The organism is Leucobacter edaphi, assembly GCF_016522535.1.
Taxonomy (GTDB): Bacteria; Actinomycetota; Actinomycetes; order Actinomycetales; family Microbacteriaceae; genus Leucobacter; species Leucobacter edaphi.
In genome coordinates, this window is record NZ_JAEHOI010000002.1 from 49,536 (window position 1) to 76,089 (window position 26,554).

Annotated in this window: 21 protein-coding genes; 9 read left to right on the forward strand and 12 right to left on the reverse strand. The window is 69.2% G+C overall.

The features are described 5' to 3' along the window. Positions 1–63: 63 nt before the first annotated feature. Positions 64–3,909 carry a multifunctional oxoglutarate decarboxylase/oxoglutarate dehydrogenase thiamine pyrophosphate-binding subunit/dihydrolipoyllysine-residue succinyltransferase subunit gene (locus JD292_RS01565; RefSeq protein WP_233613215.1) on the reverse strand — a complete coding sequence of 1,282 codons (3,846 nt, stop codon included), beginning with the start codon at positions 3,907–3,909 and terminating at the stop codon, positions 64–66. Positions 3,910–4,150: 241 nt separating this feature from the next. On the opposite strand from JD292_RS01565, the gene JD292_RS01570 reads away from it, so the two are divergent. After that, positions 4,151–5,494 carry a hemolysin family protein gene (locus JD292_RS01570; RefSeq protein WP_200130990.1) on the forward strand — a complete coding sequence of 448 codons (1,344 nt, stop codon included), beginning with the start codon at positions 4,151–4,153 and terminating at the stop codon, positions 5,492–5,494. Continuing rightward, positions 5,491–6,537 (forward strand): hemolysin family protein, encoded by a 1,047-nt coding sequence (locus tag JD292_RS01575; protein ID WP_200130991.1) that lies wholly within the window; start codon positions 5,491–5,493, stop codon positions 6,535–6,537. Before JD292_RS01570 ends, JD292_RS01575 begins: the two co-directional genes overlap by 4 nt. A 56-nt stretch (positions 6,538–6,593) precedes the next feature. On the opposite strand, the gene JD292_RS01580 is transcribed toward JD292_RS01575, so the two are convergent. The 6 genes from JD292_RS01580 to metX form a co-directional block, all read right to left on the reverse strand. Beyond that, on the reverse strand, positions 6,594–7,184 hold the full coding sequence (locus tag JD292_RS01580) for a hypothetical protein (protein ID WP_200130992.1): 591 nt from the start codon (positions 7,182–7,184) through the stop codon (positions 6,594–6,596). A 111-nt stretch (positions 7,185–7,295) separates the two neighbouring features. Further along, on the reverse strand, positions 7,296–8,507 hold the full coding sequence (locus JD292_RS01585) for an ABC transporter permease (protein WP_369411101.1): 1,212 nt from the start codon (positions 8,505–8,507) through the stop codon (positions 7,296–7,298). Further along, positions 8,504–9,307 (reverse strand): ABC transporter ATP-binding protein, encoded by an 804-nt coding sequence (locus tag JD292_RS01590; protein WP_200130993.1) that lies wholly within the window; start codon positions 9,305–9,307, stop codon positions 8,504–8,506. Before JD292_RS01590 ends, JD292_RS01585 begins: the two co-directional genes overlap by 4 nt. Beyond that, positions 9,304–10,851, reverse strand: coding sequence for a hypothetical protein (locus JD292_RS01595; protein WP_369411102.1), 1,548 nt, complete (start codon positions 10,849–10,851; stop codon positions 9,304–9,306). Before JD292_RS01595 ends, JD292_RS01590 begins: the two co-directional genes overlap by 4 nt. Then, on the reverse strand, positions 10,848–11,900 hold the full coding sequence (locus tag JD292_RS01600; protein ID WP_200130994.1) for a hypothetical protein: 1,053 nt from the start codon (positions 11,898–11,900) through the stop codon (positions 10,848–10,850). Before JD292_RS01600 ends, JD292_RS01595 begins: the two co-directional genes overlap by 4 nt. A gap of 177 nt (positions 11,901–12,077) precedes the next feature. Continuing rightward, positions 12,078–13,283 carry a homoserine O-acetyltransferase MetX gene (metX, locus tag JD292_RS01605; RefSeq protein WP_200130995.1) on the reverse strand — a complete coding sequence of 402 codons (1,206 nt, stop codon included), beginning with the start codon at positions 13,281–13,283 and terminating at the stop codon, positions 12,078–12,080. A 56-nt stretch (positions 13,284–13,339) separates the two neighbouring features. On the opposite strand from metX, the gene JD292_RS01610 reads away from it, so the two are divergent. Further along, positions 13,340–14,032, forward strand: a complete 693-nt coding sequence (locus tag JD292_RS01610) for a DNA alkylation repair protein (RefSeq protein WP_200130996.1) — start codon at positions 13,340–13,342, stop codon at positions 14,030–14,032. Between the two features lie 73 nt (positions 14,033–14,105). Here JD292_RS01610 and JD292_RS01615 read toward each other — a convergent pair whose 3' ends face one another. Beyond that, positions 14,106–15,434 (reverse strand): bifunctional o-acetylhomoserine/o-acetylserine sulfhydrylase, encoded by a 1,329-nt coding sequence (locus JD292_RS01615; RefSeq protein ID WP_200130997.1) that lies wholly within the window; start codon positions 15,432–15,434, stop codon positions 14,106–14,108. Between the two features lie 182 nt (positions 15,435–15,616). On the opposite strand from JD292_RS01615, the gene JD292_RS01620 reads away from it, so the two are divergent. The 5 genes from JD292_RS01620 to mfd all read left to right on the forward strand — a co-directional run bounded on the left by JD292_RS01620 (position 15,617) and on the right by mfd (position 22,371). Then, positions 15,617–16,396, forward strand: coding sequence for an SDR family NAD(P)-dependent oxidoreductase (locus JD292_RS01620; protein ID WP_200130998.1), 780 nt, complete (start codon positions 15,617–15,619; stop codon positions 16,394–16,396). Further along, positions 16,396–17,166: a uracil-DNA glycosylase gene (locus JD292_RS01625; RefSeq protein ID WP_200130999.1), complete on the forward strand. Its 771-nt coding sequence runs from the start codon at positions 16,396–16,398 to the stop codon at positions 17,164–17,166. The genes JD292_RS01620 and JD292_RS01625 overlap by 1 nt, the downstream gene beginning before the upstream one ends. A 199-nt stretch (positions 17,167–17,365) precedes the next feature. Continuing rightward, a complete protein-coding gene (locus JD292_RS01630) occupies positions 17,366–17,953 on the forward strand; it encodes a 50S ribosomal protein L25/general stress protein Ctc (RefSeq protein ID WP_200131000.1) in 588 nt (195 codons plus the stop codon). A 165-nt stretch (positions 17,954–18,118) separates the two neighbouring features. Next, a complete protein-coding gene (gene pth / locus JD292_RS01635) occupies positions 18,119–18,709 on the forward strand; it encodes an aminoacyl-tRNA hydrolase (protein ID WP_200131001.1) in 591 nt (196 codons plus the stop codon). Then, positions 18,706–22,371: a transcription-repair coupling factor gene (gene mfd / locus JD292_RS01640; protein WP_200131002.1), complete on the forward strand. Its 3,666-nt coding sequence runs from the start codon at positions 18,706–18,708 to the stop codon at positions 22,369–22,371. The genes pth and mfd overlap by 4 nt, the downstream gene beginning before the upstream one ends. A gap of 76 nt (positions 22,372–22,447) precedes the next feature. Here the strand turns inward: mfd and JD292_RS01645 are convergent, their stop codons facing one another. After that, on the reverse strand, positions 22,448–22,951 hold the full coding sequence (locus tag JD292_RS01645) for a hypothetical protein (RefSeq protein WP_200131003.1): 504 nt from the start codon (positions 22,949–22,951) through the stop codon (positions 22,448–22,450). A 234-nt stretch (positions 22,952–23,185) separates the two neighbouring features. Between JD292_RS01645 and JD292_RS01650 the strand changes: the two genes are divergently transcribed. After that, positions 23,186–23,944 (forward strand): MazG nucleotide pyrophosphohydrolase domain-containing protein, encoded by a 759-nt coding sequence (locus JD292_RS01650; protein WP_200131004.1) that lies wholly within the window; start codon positions 23,186–23,188, stop codon positions 23,942–23,944. 52 nt (positions 23,945–23,996) lie between these two features. Here JD292_RS01650 and JD292_RS01655 read toward each other — a convergent pair whose 3' ends face one another. The 3 genes from JD292_RS01655 to JD292_RS01665 are packed head-to-tail and all read right to left on the reverse strand — an operon-like array spanning position 23,997 to position 26,377. Next, positions 23,997–24,836, reverse strand: a complete 840-nt coding sequence (locus JD292_RS01655) for a LuxR C-terminal-related transcriptional regulator (RefSeq protein WP_200131005.1) — start codon at positions 24,834–24,836, stop codon at positions 23,997–23,999. 51 nt (positions 24,837–24,887) lie between these two features. Continuing rightward, positions 24,888–25,301, reverse strand: coding sequence for a GntR family transcriptional regulator (locus JD292_RS01660; protein WP_200131006.1), 414 nt, complete (start codon positions 25,299–25,301; stop codon positions 24,888–24,890). Next, positions 25,298–26,377, reverse strand: coding sequence for a hypothetical protein (locus JD292_RS01665; protein WP_200131007.1), 1,080 nt, complete (start codon positions 26,375–26,377; stop codon positions 25,298–25,300). Before JD292_RS01665 ends, JD292_RS01660 begins: the two co-directional genes overlap by 4 nt. Positions 26,378–26,554 lie beyond the last annotated feature (177 nt).

Here is a 26,554-nt window from a genome sequence, read left to right on the forward strand (position 1 = left end):
ACTCCCAAATGGGAATCCTCCTCGCAATGAGCCTAGGCTGCGTGGGGTGTCGAGCCCACCCCGCTACTGCTGCGCGTGCTGGGCGTCGAAGCTGAGCGCGCGCTTCAGGAGTTCCTCCTGCTCGAGCGCGTGCACCTTCGCGGAGCCCGTGGACGGCGCCGCAGAGGCGACGCGGGACACGACGCGGATCTTGTCGTTCTTCAGGTGTCGTGCGAGCACGAGCGAGATGAACGGCCACGCACCCTGGTTCTCGGGCTCGTCCTGCACCCAGACAAGCTCGGCGCCCTGGTACTGGGTGAGGATCCTGGCCAGCGGGCCAGCCGGGACGGGGTAGAACTGCTCGACACGGACGAGCGCGACGCGGGGATCCGGGTTCTTCTCGAGCTGGCCGCGGAGATCGTAGTAGATCTTGCCCGAGACGAGGAGCACCCGCTCGACGGCCTGCTTGTTCGCCGAGGCAAGCTCGTCGTCGATGACCGTCTGGAACGTGCCGGACGTGAAGTCCTCGACGGGCGAGGTCGCGCCCCGCAGGCGCAGCATCTGCTTCGGGGTGAACACGACGAGCGGCTTCCGGGGGCGCGCGTACGCCTGGCGGCGCAGCAGGTGGAAGTAGTTCGCCGGGGTCGACGGGCGCGCGACGATCATGTTGTTCTCCGCGCACAGCTGGAGGTATCGCTCGATGCGCGCCGACGAGTGGTCGGGGCCCTGGCCCTCGTAGCCGTGGGGGAGGAGCATCACGACGGACGACTGCTGCCCCCACTTCTGCTCGGCGGAGGAGACGAACTCGTCGATGACCGCCTGCGCCGTGTTCGCGAAGTCGCCGAACTGGGCCTCCCAGAGGACGAGCGCGTCCTCTCGCTGCAGCGAGTAGCCGTACTCGTAGGCGAGCGCCGCGTACTCGGAAAGCAGCGAGTCGTAGATCCAGAAGCGGGCCTGCTCCTCGGAGAGGTTGAGGAGCGGGATCCACTCCTGGCCGTTCGCGCGGTCGTGGAATACGGCGTGGCGCTGGGCGAAGGTGCCGCGGCGGGCGTCCTGGCCGACGAAGCGGACCGCGGTGCCCTCCATGAGCAGGGATCCGAGCGCGAGCAGCTCGCCGAAGCCCCAGTCGATGCCGCCCTCGCGGCTCATGTCCACGCGCTTCTTCAGCAGCGCCTGGAGCTTCTGGTGCACGGTGAAGCCCTCGGGGATGTTGCCGTGGGCGTCGCCGATGCGCTCGATCACGCTGCGATCGACCGAGGTGTCGATCGGTGCGGGGCCGGGGCCGCCGGCCTGGTGGATGACGCCGATCCCGCTCTGATCGATGATCGGGATCGAACCGGTCTGCGCCGCGTGCGTCTCCTGGAAGGCCCGCTCGAGGCGATCCTGGAAGTCCTGCTTCGCGGTCTCGTACTGCTCCTCGGTGAGGTCGCCGCGGCCGACGAGCGCGCTCGTGTAGAGGCGTCGGGTCGAGCGCTTGGCCTCGATCAGGTCCGTCATCAGGGGCTGGGTCATCGAGGGATCGTCGCCCTCGTTGTGGCCGCGACGACGGTAGCAGACGAGATCCACGATCACGTCCTTGTGGAAACGCTGGCGGAACTCGTACGCGAGGCGGGCAACGCGGACCACGGACTCGGGGTCGTCGCCGTTCACGTGGAAGATCGGCGCCTGCACGACCTTGCCGACGTCCGAGGAGTAGACCGCGGAGCGGGAGTCGAGCGGCAGCGTGGTGAAGCCGACCTGGTTGTTGATGATGACGTGGATCGTTCCGCCCGTGCGGTAGCCGCGGAGCTGCGACATCTGCAGGGTCTCGTACACGACGCCCTGACCGGCCATTGCCGCGTCGCCGTGGATGATGAGCGGCAGCGTGGTGAACGAACCGATCGGCTTGAGGTCCTGCTTCGCGCGGACGATGCCCTCGAGCACGCCGTCGACGGTCTCCAGGTGCGACGGATTCGCGGCGAGGTGCACCGGAACCTGGGTTCCGTTCGGGGCGGTGAAGACGCCCGAGGTGCCGAGGTGGTACTTCACGTCGCCCGAGCCGGCCTTCTGCGACTGGGCGCCCTCGAACTCGCGGAAGATCTGGCCGTAGGTCTTGCCGGCGATGTTCGACAGCACGTTGAGGCGGCCGCGGTGGGCCATGCCGATGTCGACGCTGTCGACGCCGTCTTCCGCCGCGTCGATGAGCATCGCGTCGACGAGCGGGATCACCGACTCGCCTCCCTCGAGGCTGAAGCGCTTCTGGCCGACGTACTTCGTCTGCAGGAAGGTCTCGAAGGCCTCGGCCTCGTTGAGCTTCTCGAGGATGCGCATCTGCTCGTCCGAGCTCGGCTTGGCGTAGGGCACCTCGACCTGCTCGCGGATCCAGAGCCGCTGCGCGGGATCCTGGATGTGCATGTACTCGATGCCGATCTTGCGGCAGTAGGAGTCACGGAGCACGCCGAGGATGTCGCGCAGCTTCATCGTGCGCTTGCCGCCGATGCCGCCCGTCACGAACTCGCGGTCGAGATCCCAGAACGTGAGCCCGTGGGTCTCGATCTCGAGGTCGGGGTGCGAACGCTGCACGTACTCGAGCGGATCGACGTCGGCCATGAGGTGGCCGCGGACGCGGAACGAGTTGATGAGCTCCTGCACGCGGGCCGTCTTGTCGACGGCGCCGGAGATGTCGACGTGGATGTCGGAGGCCCACTGTACGGGCTTGTAGGGGATACGCAGCGCGGCGAAGATCTCCTCGTAGAAGCCGTGGCCGCCGATCAGGCGCTCGTGCACGAGCTTCAGGAACTCGCCGGAGCCTGCGCCCTGGATGACGCGGTGATCGTAGGTGCTCGTGAGCGTGATCGTCTTCGAGATGCCGAGGCTCGTGAGCACGTCCTCTGACGCGCCCTGGAACTCGGCGGGGTACTCGAGGGCGCCAGCACCGATGATGCATCCCTGGCCGGGCATGAGGCGGGGCACCGAGTGAACCGTGCCGATGCCGCCCGGGTTCGTGAGCGAGATCGTGGTGCCCTGCAGATCGGCGGCACCGAGCTCGTTGGAGCGGGCGCGCTTCACGAGGTCCTCGTACGCGGCGAGGAACTCATTGAAGTCGAGCGTTTCCGCGCGCTTGATCGACGGGACGAGGAGGGACCGTGATCCGTCCGGCTTCGGCAGGTCGATCGCGATACCGAGGTTCACGTGCGCAGGGGCGACGATCGAAGGCTTGCCATCGACATCGGCGTACGACACGTTCTGGCTCGGGAACTCGCGCAGGGTCTGGATGATCGCCCAGCCGATGAGGTGGGTGAAGGAGACCTTGCCGCCGCGGCTGCGGCGCAGGTGGTTGTTGATCACGATCCGGTTGTCGATCATGAGCTTCGCCGGGATGGTGCGCACGCTCGTCGCGGTCGGAACCGAGAGGCTCAGATCCATGTTCTTCGAGAGCGAGCGGGCCATGCCGCGCAGCGGCGTGACGACGTCCGAGGTGTCCTCCTCGGCGTCGCTCGCCGCGGCGCGTGCGCGCGGCGCGTCGGCCGGGATCGGCGCGACGCGCGGGGCGACGTTCGTGGTGCGCGCCGGCTGCGCGGGTGTGGTGATCGGCGTCGTCTGCGGGCCGGTGGCTCGCGACTCCGCCGACGTGGCGGAGGGCGCTGCTGCTGCTGGGGCCGACTGTGCTGCTGGGGCCGACTGTGCGGCGGGGGCCGCCTGTGCCGCGGGAGCCGCCGGTGCAGCCGCGGGCGCCGACGCGGCGTGTGCCGCCGGCTGCTGCGGCGCCGCGGCGCCGCTTCCGCTCTCGGTCTGCTGGGCGCCGTATTTCTCGAGGACCGGCCACCAAGATTTATCGACCGAACTCGGGTCGGTCTGGTACTGCTTCCACAGCTCGTCGACGAGCCAGGCGTTAGCTCCGAAATCTCCTGCGGGGCTTCCGGAACCGGTAGCCTCCGTGCGCTCTGACAAAGCGACTTCCTCTCGTTCGATATTCGAGGACGGCGGAAACGGGCCAGGGGTGGGGCTCCGTAGCCGTACCATGGTCCAGCCTAGTGCCATAGGACTGCGTTCGCGGGTGAACTCACAGCGTTGTTCGGATACGGCGCTGGTAATGTTGAAGAGCTATGGACGCTGATTCTCGAAGACAATCGGAGCCCCCGAGTACCAGCCGCGCCGAGGCGCGGCAACTCCCTGAAGCTGGGAGCAGGACGTGAACGAATGGTGGTCCCTGCTCATCGGCGTTCTTCTCACCGCTGGCACCGGCATCTTTGTCGCTGCCGAGTTCTCCCTGGTCGCCCTCGACCGGCAGGATCTTGAGCGGCGTCGTGAAGGGGGTCAGCGCGGCCTCGACCGCGTGATCAGGGCGCTTTCCCACACCTCGACGCACCTGTCGAGCGCGCAGCTGGGGATCACGCTGACCACGCTGCTCGCCGGCTTCACGCTCGAACCCGCGATCTCGCACTTCCTCGACGCCCCGCTGGGCGCCATCGGGGTGCCGGAGGAGATGCGACGCACGATCAGCGCGCCCGTCGCGATCGCGGTCGCCACGATCTTCTCCATGATCGTCGGCGAGCTCGTGCCGAAGAACTTCGCGCTCGCGAAGCCGCTCGCGACGGCCCGGCTCGTGATGCCGGCGCAGGCCGCGTTCACCACGACGTTCAAACCGGCGATCCTGCTGCTCAACGGCAGCGCGAACGGGATCCTGCGCGCGATGGGAATTGAGCCGAAAGAAGAGCTGTCGGGCGCCCGCTCGGCAGAGGAGCTCTCCTCGCTCGTGCGCCACTCGGCGAGCGCCGGCCTGCTCGAGGAGGACACGGCGACCCTGCTCGACCGCACGCTGCGCTTCTCCGAGCTGACCGCGGCCGACGTGATGACGCCGCGCCTCAAGATTCAGAGCCTGCAGCGGCTCGAGCCCGCGAACGCGGTGCTGCAGCTCTCGGGCAACTCGGGCTACTCGCGCTTCCCCGTCATCGACGAGGATCGCGACGACGTCGTCGGCGTCGTGCACGTCAAGCGAGCCGTAGCCGTGCCTCGCGCAAAGCGCGACGAGGTTCCGGTCGCCGCGCTCGCGGAGGAGGTCGTGCGCGTCCCCGACACCATGCGGCTCGATCAGCTGCTCGAGGAGCTGCGGGCCTCGGGGTTCCAGCTCGCGATCGTCGTCGACGAGTACGGCGGAACGGCCGGAATCGTCACGCTCGAGGATCTGGTCGAGGAGATCGTCGGCGAGGTCGCCGATGAGCACGATCGTGCCGCTGCCGGCGTGATCGGCAGCGCCGAGGAGATGACCTTTCCCGCTGATCTCCGCCCCGACGAGGTGCGCGAGCAGACGGGGATCGAGATCCCCGAGGACGAGGACTACGACACGGTCGCGGGCTTCGTGCTCCGCGAACTCGGCCGAATCCCCTCACCCGGCGACACGGTGGAGCTCGCCGACGGCGGCACCCTCCGCGTCGAGCGCATGGAAGGGCGCCGTATTGCTCGACTGAAGTACACAAGTCCGCCGCTGCCAGCGGGAGCCACGGAGCTCGAACGCGATGAGGAGGCCTCCGAATGAGCGGATGGGCGGGAATTTTCTGGCTTGTCGTACTGCTCGTCGCCAACGCCTTCTTCGTCGCTGCGGAGTTCGCGGTGATCTCGGCGCGCCGATCGCAGATCGAGCCGCGCGCCGAAGCGGGATCGAAGCGCGCGAAGACCGCGATGTACGCGATGGAGCACGCCACGCTCATGCTCGCGACGAGCCAGCTCGGCATCACCGTGTGCTCGCTCCTGATCCTGAACGTCTCCGAGCCGGCCATTCACAAGCTGCTGGAGGGGCCGCTCGAGATGACGGGCATGTCGGCGGAGGCGGTGATCATCACCGCGTTCGTCCTGACCCTGGTGCTCGTCTCCTACCTGCACGTGGTGTTCGGCGAGATGGTGCCGAAGAACGCCGCGTTCTCGATGCCCGATCAGGCCGTGCTGCTCCTGGCTCCGCCGCTTGTCGCCGTGTCTCGCGTGTTCAAACACGTGATCGCGGCGCTGAACGCGACGGCGAACGGTGTGCTCCGGATGTTTGGCGTGGAGCCGAAGTCGGAGACCAACAGCACCTTCACGCTGGACGAGGTCGCGAGCATCGTGAGCCACTCCACGCGAGAGGGCGTGCTCGAGGACCGCAGCGGCGCGCTGTCGGCGGCGTTTGAGTTCACCACGAAACGAGCGTCCGATCTCGTGGTTCCCTTCGACCGGCTCGAGGTGCTCCCCGCCGGGTCGACGCCCGAGGACGTCGAGGCGGCCGTGGCCAAGCACGGCTACTCGCGCTACCCGATCGCGGACGCCGCTGGCGACCTCGCCGGATACGTCCACATCAAGGACCTGCTGCGCACGGGTGACGATCGCATGGCCGAGCCGATCCCGCCGAAGCGGATCCGCCACATGACGGCGCTTCCCGCCGACATGGAGCTGGAGGACGTCCTCGCGAGCATGCAGACGCGCGGCATGCACCTGGCGCGCGTGCACAGCGCAGCGGGCGTACCGCTCGGGGTCGTGTTCCTCGAGGACGTGATCGAGGAGCTCGTCGGAGAGGTGCACGACGCAACGCGTCGCCAGCGCTACTCCTAGGCGAGCGACGTCACTGGAGACCCGGGCCACGGCTTCCGAGCGGGCCCGGGTTTCTGCTATTCGGCCTGGAGATCGAGCGTCGCGGAGATCTCATCGAACGGGAGCACCGATCCCGCTGCCATCGGGCTGTTCGGAACCCTGACGCGAACGTCGAACCTCGCGTCCTCCGGGGTGATCGAAACGGGCGTGAGCTCGATTCCCGTCTTGGGACGCTCCCGACCGTCGAAGGCGAGGGTGCCGACCGCGGTCACCGTGCCGTCAGTCTCGGTGGAGTGGGAGAGAATGACCGGTTCCGTGAGGGTGAAGCTGGCCTCGGGGAACGTTGCCGCGCGGACGCTGAACTCCGCTGCCGTGATCGCGCCGTCGCTCAGCGTGAGGGTGCCGCTGGAGGCGACATCGGAGCCGAGCGACTCGCTGAAGGCCGCTGCGCTCTCCGGGCTCAGGAGCTTCGCGCGGGTGACGGTGTAGGTCTGCACGCTGGGAAGTGCGAGGAGATCGGAGTCCGCTGCGGCGTGAAGTTCGGAGACCTGATTCGCGAGGGTTGCCGCGGGGGAACAGCCGACGAGGCCGAGGGGGAGCGCGGCCGAGACGGTGGCCACGATTCCGATTGCGCGCACGGAGCGGCGACCTGCGGGGGCGATGGTCAAGGCTTCGGCTCCTCACTTCGAACAGAGACCCTGCGAGCCTATGCGGCAAAGGTGGGAACGTGCTTTGAGCGGGGAGTTTTGTGGTCTCTGCGGCACGAAGCTCGCTCGATGTCAGTCGCGGAGCGCGTCGACGGGTTCGATTCTGGCGGCTTTGAGGGCGGGGTAGGCGCCCGCCGCGAGCCCGACAACCGCCCCGACGAGGACGCCGACGGGGGCCGCCCACGGGGCGAGCACGGGGGTCCACTGCTGTGCCAGGCAGACGCCCATGAGCGCGCCGAGTCCGACGACGACGCCGATCAGGCCGCCGAGCACCCCCGTGGTGACGGATTCGAGGATGAACTGGCCTGCAATATCCCTGGTCGTGGCGCCGAGCGCACGGCGGAGTCCGATCTCGCCCCTGCGCTCGGAGACGGACAGCAGGGTTACATTGGCGATCCCGATCCCGCCGCCGATGAGGGCGACGATCCCGATGGCGAGGAAGAGGACGTTGATGTCGGATTCGACGTCCTCTTTCAGCGCACCCGGGTCTCCGGGAGCGCTGATCTTGTAGTTCCCGGGGTCGCTCGGGTTCAGGGCGATGGGAGCCTGATGCGCGACGCTGCCGCCCGCCCCGACGTCGATCCGGATGTCGAGGCTTCCGGGCACAGCGAGGCCGAGCTCGCTCCTCGCGGTGTCGAGTGGGATGATCACGGCATCGAGCAGCTCCTCCCTGACGCCGACGCTGCCGAGCACGCCCATGACCGCGTAGTTGCGCCCCTCGATGAAGATGGCCGGTTGCCCGCTGACGCGGTTGATCCCGAGCGATTCGGCCGCGCGGGAACCGATGACGGCGACCCGGTCCCTACGCTCATCGTGCCCGACGTCGAAGAACCTGCCGGTCGAGATGCTGCCGTCGACGGTGGTGAGCAGCTCGGGCGATGCCGCGACGATCGGTGGCGAGGGCTGGTCGATGGCGGATGGATCGGTGACCTGTGTCGCCTCGACCCGGAGGCTGGTCGGCAGTTTCGCGCTGAGGGCCGCGTGCTGCACGCCCGCGAGCGGGGACACTCGGCTGACCGCGTTCCACGGGAGCTGGGAGGTGGGGCGCTCCTTGCCGCCGGGGCCGCTCGAATCCTTGGGGGACACGGTGACCCGGGTGGCCGCGAGGGCGTCGAACTTCTGGGCGATCTGGCCGGAGGCGGTCTGCGCGAACCCGATCGTCGCGACGAGCGCCGCGATGCCGAGAACGGTTCCGATCAGGGTGATGATGAGCCGGGACGGTCGCCCGCCGACGCCCTCGAGTGCTTCCCGTGCGAGATCGCGGAGCGGGATCCCGCGGCTCACGCGATCTCCTCGAGGATTCCGTCGCTGATCCGTGCGCGGCGGCGCGCGGCCTGGGCGACGTTCTCGTCGTGGGTGATCATGACGATGGTGAGGCCCTCGCCGCCGAGCTCCTCGAAGAGGTCCATGATCGCGGCGGAGTTCTCGCGGTCGAGGTTGCCGGTCGGCTCGTCGGCGAGGAGGAGCCGCGGTGAGGTGCACACGGCCCGCGCGATGGCGACGCGCTGGCGCTCGCCGCCGGAGAGCCGGCCGGGAGAGGCGTTGATGCGGTGCCCGAGTCCGACGCGGTGGAGGGCCTCGCGAGCGAGGGCCTCTCGCTCGCTGTGGGGCACGCCGGCATAGGTGCAGGCGAGGATCACGTTTTCGAGCACGGTTCTGGTCGCGAGCAGGTGAAAAGACTGGAAAACGAAACCGATGGCCCGAGCGCGGAGGGCCGTCCGCTCGTCGTCGCTGAGCTCGGCGACGTCCACGCCCTCGAACGCGAAGGTTCCGGTGCTGGGTCGATCGAGCAGCCCGAGGGTGTTGAGCATCGTGGATTTTCCCGATCCGGAGGGCCCGACGATCGCGAGGTAGTCGCCGCGCTCGATGGTGATGGTGACGCCCCTGAGCGCGTTGACGGGTGGCGGACCGGGGAAGAACCTGGTGATCTCCGTGAGCTGCACGATCGGGGCGCCGGGGTCCGCGGGTGCCGCGCCGAGCGGCGGCTCTGTCTGATCGGGGGTTTCGTTGTCGAGGAGTGTCGTGAGAGAGGTGTTCCCACCCGGCTCGTCTCGCCGTCGGCGACCGGGAAGGCGAAGCCTCATCGGCCCACCACCACCGGCGTTCCCGCGGTGATTCGCGGATCCTTCGAGGTGATTTCCACGTAGCCGTCTGCGGCGAGGCCGGGGGTGACGACGACGGTCTCGGTGCTCGTGTCCTTGCCGGATGCCTTCCCGGTCAGGATCTCGACGCGGTTCTCTCCGCCGGCGCCCGTCGAGAGCGCCGCGATCGGAATCGCGAGGACCTCGCCCTTCGTCGCGGCGACCGGAATGCTCAGTCTGACGCTCGCGCCGCGGAGCGCCTCGAGCTGCTTGTCGGTGAGCTTGCCGGGGTCGAGCCGAACGCTCTTCCGCTTCGCCTGAGTGTCGGGGGTCTTCCCGCCGGTCCCGGTAGCGCCCCCGCCGGATTCGCCTTCCCCGCCTTCCCCGCCGTCCGGGCCGCTCCCGGGCGTCTTGCCCGTCGGGGCGTCCTCGATCTTCGAAATCGTGGCGGTGAGCTCGGCGCCATCGGGGCCGGGGTAGGTGGCCTTGAGGCCGGGGCTCAGGAGCTCGGCGTCCTTGCTGGAAATGCTGCCGATGATCGCGAGGGTGGCGCCGGAGACGGTCATGGGGGACCCGCTCAGGAGATCGCCCCGCGCGACCTTCGCCGCGTCCACGCGGCGGGGGAGGCCCGCGAGGAAGAGCGCCTCGCTCGACGGGAGCGTCGGGAGTGCGGCCTCCTGCGCCTCGCCGAGCGCCGCCTCGGCGTCGCTCACGGCGTCGGAGGCGGTCGCGACCGCCGCCTGCTCCGACGCCACGCTCTTCGCGCGGGCGGCTGCCGCGGCGTCCAGCGCAGACCGGGCCTGCGCGAGCTGCGCCTGAGCGTCCCGGAGCCCGCGCTCGGCCGTCTTGACGGCCTGAGGGGCGTCGGGGCTGCGGGGGGTCGCGGGGTAGCCGAGCTGCTCGTAGAGGGCGCCGACGGCCGCCGCGGTGTCGGCATCGAACGTGTCGGAGGAGGTGTCGCCGACGGCGTAGCCCATTCCCGCGAGCGAGGCCTTGAGCTGCGAGACGTCGGGTCCCTTCATTCCGAGTCCGAGTGTTCGGTACGCCGGGAGATCGCCGGGGAGGACGATCACGGGTCGGCCCGCGACCTCGAGGGCCACGGAGCCGGCCTTCAGCACGGTCCCCACCTTGGGCACGTGCCCGGTCACGACCGGCCGCCCCTCGCCGCCTCCGCCGTCGATCGTCACCTCGACGGCATCGGCGTAGGTGATCTCGGCGCGTGTGACCACGGTATTGACGATCGCGCGCTTCTCGATCGCGGCGGTCACCGGGCCGGCGTCGGGAGGTGCGCTGCGCGCGGCCAGCTCCGCCGGTGAAATGATGAAGCGCATCGCCACAACGCCGATCACGAGCGATACGACAGCCACGCCGGCGATCAGGGTGACGAGCCGGATGCCCGTCCAGCCGCGTCGGGGGAGTGCGTCGGGCGCCGAGACGCCCTCATCGGCCTCGGAGTCGGGTTGCTCGGGTGCGGTCCCGGGTGCCGCCTGCGTTGATCCGTCGTTTTTTCTGCGTCTCCGTCCCCGGGGAAAAAGGCTCCGGATCACGACTTCTTCTTCGGGGCATACTTCGCGACGAGGGCCTCGAGCTTGGCCTTGTGCTCGGCGACGAACTTCTCCTGGAACGCGAAATCGATCTTCCTGATCTCCTCCTCGTAGTGGAGTTTTTCGCGGCACTTGGCGTCGGGTACCGCGATGGAGATCTCCTTCTTCTTCAGCGCCTCGAACTTCTCCTTGCTCGGCGCGGCGCCCGATTCGCCGGAAGCGCTCTCGGAGAGCGCATTGGACTCCTCCATGATGGCGGTGGAGGCAGCGCCGGTGCTGGCGTACCCCGTGATGCCGCTCTCGGCCATGCACTCGGCCCACTTGGCGTCGAGCTTCCTGACCTCGGGATTTGTCGGTCCCGTCGTCCCGTCGCCGTGCAGGCTCGTCGACTGCGCGAGCACGGCGTCGAAGATCTCGGTGAACTCGGGGTCCTCGCTTGCGTCCTGGTAGCCGTCGGCTCCCTCGACCTCGTGCTGGGCCGCGCCGTAGCAGCCTGCGGTCTTCCAGTCGTAGGCTGGCGGCTCCTCGCCCTCGGCGGGATCCATTGAGTTCGCGGGGCCGTGCAGCGCCTCATAGTAGGCTTCGCGCTGCTTCTCGGAGAGTGACGCGACGTAGTCCTCGTTGACATCGACCCACTCCTCCTGTTCGGAGGGAGACGTGGATTCTGGGTTGGTTTGAGAAAGATATGGCGAGTCAACGAAGCCGTAGCCGTACTTCTCGGCGAACTCCACCGAGGTCCAGTCCACGTCCTCGGCCGCCCCGTCGGGCGGGGAGATCGTCGAGTGATTGGTCGGATCGGGCTTGTACTCGAAGCCCTCCTTCGCCATGCACTTCGCGACCAGCTCCTCGGTCTTCTTGTGCTGCTCGTCGAGCTTCTCCTGGGTCATATCCGAGGCGGGAGAGAGCGCCATCATGTACTTGTCGAGTGGCCCCATCTCCTGCTCGGACGACTTCTTCTCACCCCCGCCAGAGCACGAGGTCAGGAGGAGCGCCACTCCGATCGCGGCGGCGAGGAGGCCGAGGGAGCTGCGGCGGGTACGGCGATGCGACATGGGAACCCTTCCAAGAGGCGAGAATCCGGGCCGGAAATCCCGAAAGTAACACCTGTTGGAGTGGCTTCGCGGTGAAAGTAAGAAATTGATCCGAATTGAATTGCCCCGGAACAGGGGTATTTCTCGAATTCGCGCGGGAAGGGGCGGTTGAGCGCCCTGGGCGTGTCGGGATTCGAGCTATCGCGCGAGCAACCGCGCGAGCTCGGCGCCGACGCGCTCGAACTCGATCAGGAACGCGTCGTGCCCGAAGGGGGAGTCGATCCGAGTCGCCCGGTCGCCGTCGAGACTGCCGGGCGTGTGCAGGGCAATCTCGTCCTGCCCCTCGAGCGTGAAGAGCCGATCGCTCGGGATGCCGAGCACGAGCGTCGGCAGCTCGAGGGTGGAGAGCGCCGCCCGCACGCCCCCGCGCCCGCGCCCGACATCGTGCGAGTTCATCGCCTGCACGAGCGTGACGTAGCTGTTCGCGTCGAAGCGGCGTGTGAACTTGTTGCCGTGGAAGTCCAGATAGGACTCGACGGCGAAGCGGCCCCCGCCACCGAGCGGGCTGACCGCGGACTGCCAGGATCGCCCGAAACGCTCGTCGAGCTCCGTGTTGCTCCGGTAGTTCAGGAGCGCGAGACGGCGGGCCGTCGCGAGACCGTGGTGGGGGCCGATCCCGTCGGGGGCGTCGTAGTAGTTGCCTCCGCGGTAGTTCGGGTCCGACCGGATCGCCTCGAGCTGCACGAGATTGAGGCCGATCTGATCGGCGGTCGTCACCGGGGGAGCCGCGATGACGGCGAGGCGGCGGGTCCGGCCCGGATGGCCGATCGCCCACTCGAGCGCGTGCATCCCGCCCATGGAGCCGCCGATCACGGCGGCGAACTCCGGGATTCCGAGCGCGTCGGCGAAACGGGCGGCAGCGGCCACCTGGTCCCGGATCGTGAGGTAGGGGAAGCGGCCGCCCCACTCGCGGTTGTCGGGGTCGAGCGAGCCGGGCCCCGTCGAGCCCTGGCAGCCGCCGAGCACGTTGGGGGCGACGACGAAGTAGCGATCCGTGTCGAGGGGTTTGCCAGGGCCCACGATCTCCGACCACCAGCCGTCGGTCGCGTGGCCCGGCCCGGCCGATCCGATGAGGTGGCTGTCCCCGGTCAGCGCGTGGAACACGAGGATCGCGTTGTCGCCGCGCTCGGAGAGCTCCCCGAACGTCTCGTAGGCGATCCGAACCTCGGGGAGTTCGACCCCCGCCTCGGTCGTGACCGTGCCGATCGACGCGAACTGCCGGTCGCCGACGGGATCGCCGTCACGCCAGCCCCCGGAGATCGGCGGTCGTCCCATGAGCGCGCGCAGCTGCGCGTCCGTGATGAAGTCCGTGGGGAACGAATCCTCTGGAGTCTGCCAATCCATAACTCCCCATTGTGCCGGTCGCGAGGGGCCCGCGGGCGATTGTTACGCTCGACCGCATGGAAAGCGATTTCAGCGCCGGATCGGTGCGCAAACGGCTCGACGCCCTGGCCGATCCGAAGATTCTCGCGGTCAACGAGCGGCACGGCGACGATCACGCGGTCAATCTCACCCGGCTGCGCGCGCTCGCGAAGGAGATCGGGAGGAACCCGGAACTCGCCAGACAGCTGTGGGCGAGCGGGGCCAGCGACGCGCGGCTGCTCGCGATCCTGATCCTGCGCCCGAGCGACCTGTCGGAACGGGAACTCGACGCCATGCTGCGCGAGGCGCGGCAGCCGAAGGTGCAGGACTGGCTCGTCGGAACGCTCGCGAAGAAGTCGAAGCACGCGGAGGCACTGCGGCTCGGATGGTTCGCTGACCCGGACCCGGTGGTCGCGAGCGCGGGCTGGGCGCTCACGAGTGATCGGGTGGCGAAGCGATCGGGTGGGCTGGATCTCGAGGGCCTCCTCGACACGATCGAGCGAGAAATGGCCGCGGCGCCGGAGCGGCTGCAGTGGGCGCAGAATCAGACGCTCGCGGAGATCGGGATCGCCTATCCGGAGCACCGGGAGCGGGCGATCGCGATCGGGGAACGGCTGCGGGTGCTCGCGGACTATCCGACGCCTCCCGGCTGCACGTCCCCGTTCGCGCCGACCTGGATCGCGGAGATCGTGCGTCGCCGCGAGGGCGAGGGCAACGGGGCGGGCGAGTAGCGCGCGTCGGGCGCGCCAAGCGGAAGAGGGGCGGCGAGGAATTCCCCGCCGCCCCTCGATGAACGAGCCCTGATCAGGCGTTCGCCTCCTGCTCGGCGACGACGGCGCGGGCCGCGGCGAACCCGCGCTCGAGGTCCGCCTTGATGTCGTCGATGTGCTCGAGGCCGATCGACAGCCGCACGAGGCCAGGGGTGACCCCCGCGGTGAGCTGCTGCTCGGGGCTGAGCTGAGAGTGCGTCGTCGACGCGGGGTGGATGATGAGGCTGCGGACGTCGCCGATGTTCGCGACGTGGCTGAACAGCTCGACGTTCTCGACGACCGCGCGGCCGGCGTCGACCCCGCCCTTCAGCTCGAAGGAGAGCACAGCCCCGACGCCCTTCGGGGCGTAGGTGTTCGCCGCGGCGTACCAGGGGCTCGTGGGGAGACCCGAGTAGTAGACGGTGGCGACGTCGTCGTGCTGATCCAGCCACTCGGCGATCTCCTGCGTGTTCTGCACGTGACGCTCCATGCGCAGCGACAGCGTCTCGATGCCCTGCAGCAGCAGCCACGCGCTGAGCGGGGCGATCGCCGAGCCGAGGTCGCGGAGGAGCTGCACGCGGGCCTTGATGATGAAGGCGATGCCGTCGCCCACGGCGCCCGTGTAGCTGACGCCGTTGTAGGACGGATCCGGCTCGGTGAGCCCAGGGAACCGGTCTGCATGCTCCGACCAGGGGAACGTGCCGCCGTCGACGATCACGCCGCCGAGCGTCGTGCCGTGGCCGCCGAGGAACTTGGTGGCCGAGTGCAGCACGATGTCCGCCCCGTGCTCGAAGGGACGCACGAGGTAGGGGCTCGCGACCGTGTTGTCGATGATGAGCGGGAGGCCGTTCTCGTGGGCCACATCCGCGATCGCGCGGATGTCGAGCACGTTCGAGCGCGGGTTCGCGATCGACTCGGCGAACAGGAGCTTCGTGTTCGGGCGGATCGCGCGCTGCCAGGCGGCCGGATCGTCCTGATCCTCGACGAAGGTGACCTCGATGCCGAGCTTCGCGAGCGAGTACTTGAACAGGTTGTAGGTGCCGCCGTAGATCGAGCTCGACGAGACGATGTGGTCGCCGGCGTTGGCGATGTTCAACACCGCGAACGTGGAGGCGGCCTGGCCGCTCGCGAGGAGGAGCGCGCCCGTGCCGCCCTCGAGCGCCGCGATCCGCTGCTCCGCGACGTCCTGCGTGGGATTCGTGATGCGCGTGTAGATCGGGCCGAGCTCGGCGAGCGCGAAGCGGTTCGCGGCCTGGGCGGTGTCCTCGAAAACGAAGGACGAGGTCTGGTGGATGGGCAGGGCGCGCGATCCGGTGGCCGGATCGGGCTCCTGGCCCGCGTGGATCTGCTTGGTCTCAAAGCCCCAGGCGTTCGGTTCGGTCATCGCGTGCTCCTTGAAAGAGTGAGGCCGCCGCTCTCGTGCGGCGGGGTGGAGTTCGTCCAGTGAAGACACTACGGATCAGGCGGGAAAGCGACAATGCTGTGCGCAATGCGAGGTAACGTGCGTGGCGGCTAGGCTCGTCTCAACGCGCCGCCGAGGGGCGGTCGGAGAGGACGGTCCTGAGCATGGAACGAGCAGCGGATCGGGTAGTCGTCACGGGAGCGAGCTCCGGGATCGGCGCCGAGGTGGTGCGCGGCTTCGCCGCACTCGGGTGGGAGGTCGTTGCCGTTGCCCGCAGGGAGGACCGGCTCGCCGCGCTCGCCGCCGAGACGGGCGCGATGCCGATCGTGTGCGACGTCACGGACGAGGAACAGGTCGCCGCGATGGCCGCCAGGGTCGCCGAGACCGGGGGAGCGACGGCGCTCGTCAACAACGCGGGCGGTGCGCTCGGCACGGACTCCGTCGAGACCTCCTCGAACGACGAGTGGCGCTGGATGTTCGAGGTCAACGTGATCGGGCTGCGCACGGTGACCGCGGCGCTCCTCCCGGTGCTGCGCGCCGGTGCGCGGCGCACGGGCTGGGCGTCGATCATGAACGTCACCTCGACCGCGGGGCACGACGCCTACGCGGGCGGAGGTGGGTACAACGCCGCGAAGTTCGCGGCCCACGCGGTGACGGACGTGCTGCGACTGGAACTCGCTGGAGAGCCGATCCGGGTGATGGAGATCGCTCCGGGCCTCGTCCACACCGAGGAGTTCACGCTGAAGCGGCTGCGGGGTGACGCCGAGGCGGCCGCGAAGCCCTACGCCGACGTGCTTCCGCTCACGGCAGGCGATGTCGCCGCGGTGATCGTCGGCGCGTTCCGGCAGCCGCCGAATGTGAATCAGGATCTGATCGTGATCAGGCCCGTTGCGCAGTCGAGCGTCTTCCACGTGCACCGCGGGCCGCTCGAGCCGAGGGGCTGATGGCCGCGTCAGGGGGCCCAGCGTCCGATCGCGTGGGCGGCGATCCGGGCTCGACGCTCGAGCGATTCCGCGCGGTCGCGGAGGCGCAGGGAGTGTCGCCCGACTGGATCGAGGCGCTCGCCCCGGTCGCGGCCGAGGTGCTCGGGGCGCTTCGGCAGGCTGCCGAGGAAACGGCGGCGGGCGCCCGGGTGCTTCCCGAGCCGGATCGGGTCCTCGCGGCGTTCAAACGCCCGCTCGCCGGGGTGCGCGCGCTCGTGGTCGGACAGGATCCCTATCCGACCCCTGGCCACGCGATCGGGCTGTCGTTCGCGACCGCGCCAGAGGTACGGCCTCTCCCGCGAAGCCTCGCGAACATCTACCGTGAACTCTCCGATGATCTCGGGATCCTTCCCGCTCCGCACGGAGATCTCTCCGCGTGGGCCGACGAGGGAGTGTTGCTCCTGAACCGGGTGCTCACGGTGCGAGCGGGCGCGGCCGGTTCGCACCGCGGCATCGGCTGGGAGATCGTGACGGAGCGCGCGATCGATGCGCTCGCCATGCGCGGCGGGCCGCTGGTCGCTGTGCTGTGGGGGAACGACGCGCGGGCGCTGGCCCGACGGCTTCCGGGCGTCCCGGTGATCGAGAGCGCGCATCCGTCGCCGCTTTCCGCGGCCCGTGGCTTCTTCGGGTCTCGCCCCTTCAGCCGCGTGAACGCCGAGCTCGAAGCGCAGGGCGCCGAGCCGATCGACTGGCGCGTGGAGCGAGGGCCGAGCGACCGACTCTTCGACTGAGGCCACCGCTCCCGGGGCCGTCGGAGATCGTGTAGACTTGACCGCTGTACTTCGGCGAGGGGCGCGAGAGCGCCCGTAATCGACGCGGGACGGGCTGCCTGAGCGGGCCTTTTCGCTGCGTGAAACGCGCAAGTGCGAACACCGATCCTGGCGGCGCTGCCGCCACTATCCGGGCGAGAGCCCGCAAAGGAGAACCAACATGGTTGACAACAAGCTTGTCGCTGAGAAGCGCGAGAACTTCGGCAAGGGCGCAGCCCGCAAGCTCCGCGCCATCGGCCAGACCCCCGCGGTCGTCTACGGCCACGGCAAGGCCCCGCTGCACATCTCGGTCGAGACCCACCCGCTGAGCCTCATCATCCGCCAGGCCAACGCCCTGATCGAGATCGATCTCGACGGCAAGAAGCAGCTCGTGCTCGTCAAGGACGTGCAGAAGGATCCGGTGCGCCAGATCATCGAGCACGTCGACCTCCTCATCGTCAAGAAGGGCGAGACCGTCGAGGTCGAGGTCCCGATCCACCTCGAGGGCGAGCCCTTCTCCGGCACGAACGCTCTGCAGGAGCTCAACACGCTGCGCCTGAGCGTCCCCGCGACCTCGATCCCCGAGAACATCGTCGTCAGCGTCGAGGGCCTCGAGGACGGCACCCAGATCCTCGCCGGTGCGCTCGAGCTTCCCAAGGGCGCGTCGCTCCTCGACGACCCGGAGCACCTCGTCGTCAACATCGTGACGCCGCGCGGCGCGTCCGAGGACGAAGAGGGCGAAGAGGCTGCCGAGGAGGCCGCCGAGTAATTCGGCGCTTCGCTCTACGGGCCCGCTGGGTCGGCGCATCGCGTCGATCGGCGGGCCCGTTTGCGTCTGATCAGCAACCGTTTCCGTGATTGTCGGCGGGTGCTGCGAAAATGATGGAGGACGGCTGGCGGATCCGCTGGCCGAGAAACGCAGGAGGAGAATCGCGTGTCTGATGACGCCTGGCTGATCGTCGGCCTCGGGAACCCCGGGGCGAAGTACGAGGCGACGCGCCACAATGTCGGTCAGATGGCGCTCGACGTGCTCGCGGAGCGCATCGGCGGGCGGTTCTCATCGCACCGCGCCGGGGCGCGGGTGGCCGAGGGACGGCTCCGGCCGGGCGGGCCGAAGCTCGTGCTCGCGAAGTCCAACGGCTACATGAACACCTCGGGCGGCCCGGTGTCTGCTCTGTCCAAGTACTTCGGGATCCCCGCCGAGCGCATCATCGTGCTCCACGACGAACTCGACATCCCCTTCGACACCATCAAGCTCAAGCGCGGGGGCGGGCACGGAGGACACAACGGGCTTCGCGACATCGCCAAGGCGATCGCCACGCCGGAATTCCTGCGCGTGCGGATCGGCATCGGACGGCCCCCCGGCTCCCAGGACCCGTCGGACTTCGTGCTGAAGCCGTTCGGGTCGAGCGAGCGCGCCGCCGTCGCGGTGCTGCTCGAGGACGCGGCCGATGCCGCGGAGAGCCTCGTCGATGAAGGGCTCACGGCGGCGCAGCAGCGCTTCCACGGAGCGGGGGCGCGATGACGCTGCGCGGAATCGATCGTCTCCTCCAAGCGTCGGAGTCCTTCTCGGCCGCGCTCGAGGCGAGCAACATCGACGCGGAGTTCTCGGTCGCGGAAGGCCTGCGCGCGCCCCTGATCGCGGGACTGATCGAGCGACGACGGCGTGCCGGGGATACCGGGGCGCTGCTGCTCGTCGCCGCCACGAGCCGCGAGGCCGACGCCCTACGGCAGGCCCTCGCCTCGCTCCTTCCCGAGGCGATCACGGAGGAGTTTCCCGCGTGGGAGACCCTGCCGCACGAGCGGCTGAGCCCGAGCGCGGAGACGGTGGGGCGACGGGCGCGCGCGCTGCGGCTGCTGCGCGAGCACGACCCCTCGCGCCCACTCATCCTCGTGGCCTCGGTGCGGGCGGTGCTGCAGCCCGTGTCACCGCACGCGGCGAACGCTGAACCGCTCGTCCTGGAGGCTGGGCGCGACTCCGCTGGGCTCGATGAGGTGGCGCGCGGTCTCGTCGAACGCGCGTACACGCGCGTCGACATGGTCACTCGCCGGGGCGAGTTCGCCGTGCGCGGCGGGATCCTCGACGTTTTCCCTCCGGAGGCCCCGCAGGCCGTCCGCGTCGACTTCTTCGGTGACGAGGTCGACCAGATCAGGCGTTTCGCCGTGTCTGATCAGCGCAGTGCCGGCGACCCGCTGCCGGGTGTCGAGCTGTGGCCCGCGCGCGAGCTCCTGCTCACCGACGAGGTGCGCGAGCGCGCGGCCGAGCTGCTGCCGCGTTTTCCCGCGCTTTCGGCGCTGCTCGAGAAGATGAGCCAGGGCATCCCGGTCGAGGGGATGGAGAGCCTGCTCCCGCAACTCGTGTCGGGATTGCGCCCGATCACGGCACTGATGCCCGAGGGAGGCGCGGTGCTCGTGGCCTCGCCCGAGCGGGTTGCGGGCCGCGCGGTGAGTCTCGCCGAAACCAACCGGGAGTTCCTGGAGGCCGCCTGGCACGCGGCCACTGCTGGGGCGGACGCCCCGGTCCCCGTGGACTCGAACGGGCTGCTGTCCGTCGAGGAGCTCCGCGACGCCTCCGCAGGGCGTCCGTGGTGGACCGTCTCGACCTTCGTCCGCGATGACGCGGCGCCCCTCGCGGTTTCTCCATCCGATCAGGAAGAAACGGATGCAGAAGCGGAGCTCGGTCGTGCCGAGTCCGACACGGCGATCCCGGTCGCAGGGGGGCCGTTCCCTCGCGCAGCTCAGGGAGCAGACGCCACGGGAGCCGCGATCCGCGTGATCGCCGAGCGTCTCGCCGCGGGCTGGCACGCCGTCGTCACCGCGCAGGGAACGGGCCTTGTCGAGCGCGCCCGCGACATCCTGTCCGACGCGGGCGCGGCGGCTCGGATCGTCGACGAATTGCCCGAGCGGCTGGAGGACGGCATCGTCTACCTCGTCGCCGGGACCGCCTGGACGGGCTTCGAGAGTCCCGAGGCGAAGCTGCTGCTCGCATCGGAGGCCGAGTTCTTCGGGCGCGCCGTGAGCGCCCAGGCCGCCGGCGGTCAGAAACTCGCGAAGCGGCGCGGTAGGAACGTCGTCGACCCGCTGAAGCTCGTCGCGGGAGACTACGTCGTCCACGAGACGCACGGTATCGGTCAGTTCGTCGAGCTCACGCAGCGCATGGTGCCCACGGGCATCGGCCGCGACGCCACGAAGGCCCTCCGCGAGTACCTGGTGCTCGAGTACGCGTCGTCCAAGCGCGGCATGCCGAGAGACAAGCTCTACGTGCCCACCGACCAGCTCGACCAGCTGTCGCGCTACGTCGGCGGTGAGGCACCCGCGCTGTCCAAGATGGGCGGCAGCGACTGGGCGAGCGCGAAGAAGAAGGCCCGCAAGGCGGTCCGGGACATCGCCGTCGAGCTCGTGAAGCTGTACTCGGCTCGGGTCGCTTCGAAGGGCTTCGCCTTCTCGCCGGACACCCCGTGGCAGCACGAGCTCGAGGAGGCGTTCCCCTACGCGGAGACCATCGATCAGCTCACCACGATCGAGGAGGTCAAGCGCGACATGGAGCGCGAGATCCCGATGGACCGGCTCGTCGCCGGCGACGTGGGCTTCGGAAAGACCGAGGTCGCGGTGCGCGCGGCGTTCAAGGCCGTACAGGACGGCAAGCAGGTCGCGATGCTCGTGCCGACCACCCTGCTCGTGAACCAGCACCTCGAGACCTTCCAGGATCGTTTCGCGGGGTTCCCCGTGCGGCTCCGCCCGCTCAGCCGCTTCCAGACGGACAAGGAATCGCGCGACACGATCGACGGGCTCGCCGCGGGCACGGTCGATGTCGTCATCGGCACCCACCGCCTCCTCTCCGAGAACATTCACTACAAGGATCTGGGCCTCCTGATCATCGACGAGGAGCAGCGCTTCGGCGTCGAGCACAAGGACGCGCTGAAGAAACTCAAGACGAACGTCGACATCCTCGCGATGAGCGCGACACCGATCCCGCGCACGCTCGAGATGGCGGTGACCGGCATCCGCGAGATGTCCACGCTCGCCACGGCGCCCGAGGATCGCCACCCGATCCTCACCTTCGTCGGCCCGCGCAGCGACAAGCAGATCACCGCGGCGATCCGCCGTGAACTCCTGCGCGAGGGCCAGGTCTTCTTCGTGCACAACCGCGTCCAGTCGATCGGTCGTGTCGCCGCGCACCTCTCCGAACTCGTGCCCGAGGCGCGCGTCGCCGTCGCGCACGGCAGGCTCAGCGAGCACCAGCTCGAGCAGGTGGTCCAGGACTTCTGGGAACGCAAATACGACGTGCTCGTGTCGACCACCATCATCGAGACCGGCCTCGACATCGCGAACGCGAACACCATCATCATCGACGCGGCGGACAAGTACGGCCTGAGCCAGCTCCACCAGTTGCGCGGCCGCGTGGGCCGCAGCCGCGAGCGGGCCTACGCCTACTTCCTGTACGACCCGGACAAGCCGCTCACCGAGCACGCGCACGAGCGGCTGGAGACGCTCGCCACAAACAACGAGCTCGGCTCGGGTATGCAGGTGGCCCTCAAGGATCTTGAGCTCCGCGGTGCCGGAAACCTCCTCGGCGGCGAGCAGTCCGGCCACATCGCCGGGGTCGGTTTCGACCTGTATCTGCGCATGATCGGGGAGGCCGTCAGCACGTTCAAGGGCGAGGACGTGCAGGGGGCAACGGAACTGGTGCTCGAGCTGCCGGTCGCCGCCCACATCCCCGAGGAGTACGTGGAGAGCGAGCGCCTGCGTCTCGAGGCGTACCAGAAGCTCTCGGCGGCGGCGCACCCGCAGGCGCCCGAGGAGAACATCGGGCTCGTGCTCGAGGAACTCGCCGATCGCTACGGGCCGCCGCCCGAGGAGGTCGAGCGGCTTGCCGGGGTGTCGGCCCTGCGTCGGCGCGCGTCGCGGCTCGGCCTGTCGAAGGTCGTGGCCGCTGGTCCGTCTCTCCGGATCGAACCGGTCAAGCTTCTCGATTCCCGCCGTATGCGGATGAACCGCATGTATCCGGGTTCGCGGTACACCGAGGCAACGGGCACGCTGCAGATCCCGCTTCCCGGGGGGACCGCGTCCTCGCGGAGCCCGCTGGCGGGAGTGGGGCAGCGCCGGGTCGGGGACGAGGGCGACATCATCGCCTGGACCGGGCGTGTGCTCTCGACGCTTCTCGAAGAGGATCCCGCGGCCGAGTAGCGAGGAATACCGCGCAGGGCCCCGGATCGCGAACGATCCGGGGCCCTGCGCTGGTCAGCTCGGCCGAAGCCGGCGACTACTTGGTCTTGCAGACCTCAGTGAGCTTGTTGCCGGCATCCTGGATCTTGGTCGCGTGATCCGTCATGTCCTTCTGGAGCTTCTGAGCGGTCTCCTGAACGGCCTTGGCCTTCTCCATCGCGTTCGGGTCGGTCGGGTCGAGGTTCTTCAGGTCAGCGAACTGCTTGAAGTCGACGCCCTCGACGCTGTCGATGAAGGAGTTGTACTCCTTGGCGAAGGTGTCGAGCGGCTTCTTCACCTCTTCGTTGGTGACCTTGGTCTGCGCGTCCTTGATCGCCTTAGTGACGGGCTCGAATGCGCCCTTGATGTCGGCGTCCTCGCCCTGGGTCGCCTTCTGGAGCTCCGCGTTGACGTTGGACTGCGACTTCGTGACGACGCTCTCCATCTGATCGTTCGTGATCTTGCACGCGTCAGCAACGCTCTGGCCGCCCGAGCAGGAAACGAGCGCGGCTGCGAGGCCGAACGTAGCAAGAACGGCACCAATGCGGCGTACAGACTTCATAGTGATGAATCACTTCCTTGTATCGATGTAACTGTCCCCAAAGCCATAGGAAACTCCGAGTTGAGCATCAGCATAATCGCATTTCACGCATCGGCTCTAATTGGAATGGATTGAGTTCACCCCCTGTTCGCCGGATCCGGCCGGCCCGGGGCCCGCGTCGCCGTGCTGAGCAGAAAGCCTCACTGCCCGGATCAGCCGCGGTGCGCTCGGAGGCTCTGACGGTATCGTTGCGTCATGGACGAGCGAACGAAGCACGATCGTCACGAGGCCGATTCCAGCGCCCGCGGCGACCGTGCGAACACAACGGATGCCGCAGCGATCGCCAGGGTCGCCGACACGGTACGGACCATGGTGGCGCCGGGGGGCTGCGCCTGGCACGAGGCCCAGACGCACGGGTCGCTCACGCGCTACCTCGTGGAGGAAACCTCCGAGTTCATCGATGCGATCGAGCGGGAGCTCCCGCCGAGCGAGGTCGGGTTGGAGCTCGGGGACGTGCTGTACCAGGTGCTCTTCCACGCGGCCATCGCGGAGCGAGACGGCGAGGGCTACGACCTGGCCTCGGTGGCCGACGCCCTCAACGAAAAGCTGATCGCGCGCCACCCGCACGTCTTCGGCGACCGCGGCCGAATGACCGTCGAAGAACTCAACGCCGAGTGGGAGCGGCTCAAAGAGGACGCCGCGGGGGAGGACCGGGGAAGCCGCGGGGCGCTCGACGGGATCCCCTCCGGAATGCCGACGCTCGCGCGCGCGGCGAAGGTCGTTGACCGCCTGCAGCGCGCGGGGCTCATCAATCCGGGCGCAGGCAGGATCCATCCGGACGAGCCGCTCGCGGCGGTGATCGGGCCGGATGAGGGCCGGCTGGCCGAAACGGGGATCGGAGACGCGATGCTCGCGCTCGTCACCCGCGCGAACGACGCCGGCGTCGATCCGGACCGGGCGCTGCGGCTCGCGGTCGAACGCCTGAGCGCGCGCGCCCTGCACCGGGGCGAATAGTCCGCGACGCGCGCCGTTCCGCGGTGCAGCCGATCGCGGCCTGAGCGGGAGGCTACGGCAGGATGCCGATCCGGCGGGCCGCGACGACCGCGGCGTGGCGGGTCGGCGCCTCGAGCTTGCTCATCGCGGCCCGCAGATAGCTCTTCACCGTGCTCTCCGTGAGCCCGAGCAGGCGGCCGATCGCGATGTTCGTGCTCCCGAGCGCGGCCTCGGCGAGCACGTCGACCTCGCGCGGCGACAGCGAGACGGGAGCGGTCGCTGTGCCGGTGGCCGCCTCGCGCGGACCCCCGGCGAACCGGGCTTCCAGCGCGGCGAGACGGGCGCGGAGGCCGGCGTCGGTGACATCGGCGGTGATCCGACGCAGCTCGGCGTGGCCGAGCCGCAGGTCCTCGAGGCGAACGCCGTCGAACATGGCGTCCGAGCGGGCGGCGACTCTGCGTTCGACCTCATCCTCGATGCGGATCTCCCGCGCGAGTTCGCGGGCCACGGCGGCTCCGGCCTCGACGAAGGCAGCGCGCGGGGAGCGCTCGCGAGAACCGCCGTACAGGATCGCGCGGGCCTCGCCGTCGACAACGACGGGCATCGCGAACAGGGCCTGGATCCCCTCGCCGAGAATCTGGGCGTCGTAGTCGTGCGTGATGTGGCGGCAGCGGCGATAGTCGCCCGTGACGCGGGGGCGCCGCTCGCTCACCGCCCGGCCGCCGAGGCCGCGTTCCGTGCGCACCCGGAGCTGCGTGAGGTACTCGGTGCGGTTGCCGACGGCTGACGTCACCGCTGTCGTTCCCGCCGACTCGTATCCTCCGAAGGCGAGCGGGAATCCGGTGGCGCGCGAGAACTCGGCGACGGCGTCGGCGAGCAGTCGTCGCGCCGGTTCCCCTGTGAGCTGCAGCATCGGAACTCCCTGTGGTTCGGAGGTACCACACGGTAACACGGTTCCGGCGGCTCAGCCGGTCGACTCCGCCCACAGGGCGCGGAGCACGCCCACGGTCTCGTCGAGGTCGACGCCGTTCCCCTGAGCGGACTCGACCAGGGCTCTGGCGTGCGCCACGACGGTTCCGGGCGCGCGGGAGGCTCCCGGAGCGACGCGCGTGCCAGCCGCGGTGCGGGTGACCACGAGTCCCTCCTGTTCCAGCGTGCGATACGCCTTCGCCGCGGTGGCCTGCGCGACGTCGAAATCGCGTGCCGTCTGCCGCACCGTGGGGAGTCGTTCGCCATCGCCCAGTTGGCCGGTCCTGATCGCGCCGCGGAAGAGCTCCGCGATCCCGTCGGCGGAGCGTGGCGCCGAACGCTCCGGCTCCTGACCGCCCGTCCGAGCGACGTCGCCGTCGTGCGCCGCCGGAGCGTTCGTCGCGGTCACGCCGTCACCTCGGTCGTCTCGGGGGCCGCGAGCGTCGTCTCGGAGTCGTCGGCGTCGCGCCTGAACCGGGCACCGGCCGCGCGGCGGACGCGGATCGTGTCGGCGACGATGCGCAGCAGGAGCGCCGCGCCAGCACCCTGGACGAGGTAGCCGCCGCGATGCATCAGCTCGGCGACCGCCCGGTAGTCGGATCCCGCGTAGAACGTGTCTCCGGCCTCGCCGGGAGCGGACATGCCGGTGGCCGAGACGATGATCGAGCCGGTGAAGCCGACGTGAGCCAGGACGACGCCCGTGGTAAGCAGGAGCCCGCCGAGGGCGACGAGCCCGACGAGCCGGGCCGTGCTGCGGCGCTCGGCGAGTGTCTGGGAGGGCGAAGCAGTGCGTGACACGGCTCGCCTCGCGTCGCGACCGAGCACGATTGCGACGGCGAGGAACGCGGCCGCGAGGGCGAGGAGCGTCGTGCCGTGGTTGAGCCAGCCGGCACCGTCGAAGTAGCCGAGCCCGCCCTGCATCTGCTGATAGGTGGGGGTGTCCTCCGTGAGCGTGCCGATACCGTATCGATTGGCCCCCGCGGGCGGGACGACGCCGATGGCCGACTGCCAGAGTGCAACGCAACCCAGGATCGCCGCGGTGATCCCGGCCGCGATCCCTGGTGCGATCGGGAGATTCGTCCACCACCGGCGATGCGGGCCGATTGTGCGCGCCGCGAGCTCGGGCCTCGGTTCCCTGGCGAGCAGCACCCCGAGGATGGCGATGGACGCCGCCGCAGCGAACAGGGGAAGGGATCTCGTGAGCGCTCCCGTCGACCAGTGCACGGCGGTGACCTGGATGTGGAGCGTGATCCAGTTGGCGATGGCCGTCACCGCGAGGATGCCGAGCGGCGCCCAGATGCCGTACAGCGCGAGCGTGGATCGACGGTGCGAGGGGTGCTGGCCGCTCTGGGGGAGCGTGACGACCGGCCTGCGCACGATCCAGGAGAGGGCGAAGAAGATGACTCCGAGCGTGAGCGCGGATTCGATCGGGAAGATCTCCTTCAGCGTCCGCAAAACGACGATGAGCAGAGTGATGGGGTCCATGCAGCCTCCTTCGAGTGATTGTGTTGTGAAGTTAGCACAACTTGTGCTGCCGCGGGAGCACAACTGAGGATTCGGGGCGATCGTCCCGCCGCCGTACGCCGCGGGGGAGGGCTGCCCGGGATCGAAACGAGCGCCGCCCCCGTTCACCGCGCCCCGCGAGAAGTGGAACAATGGATG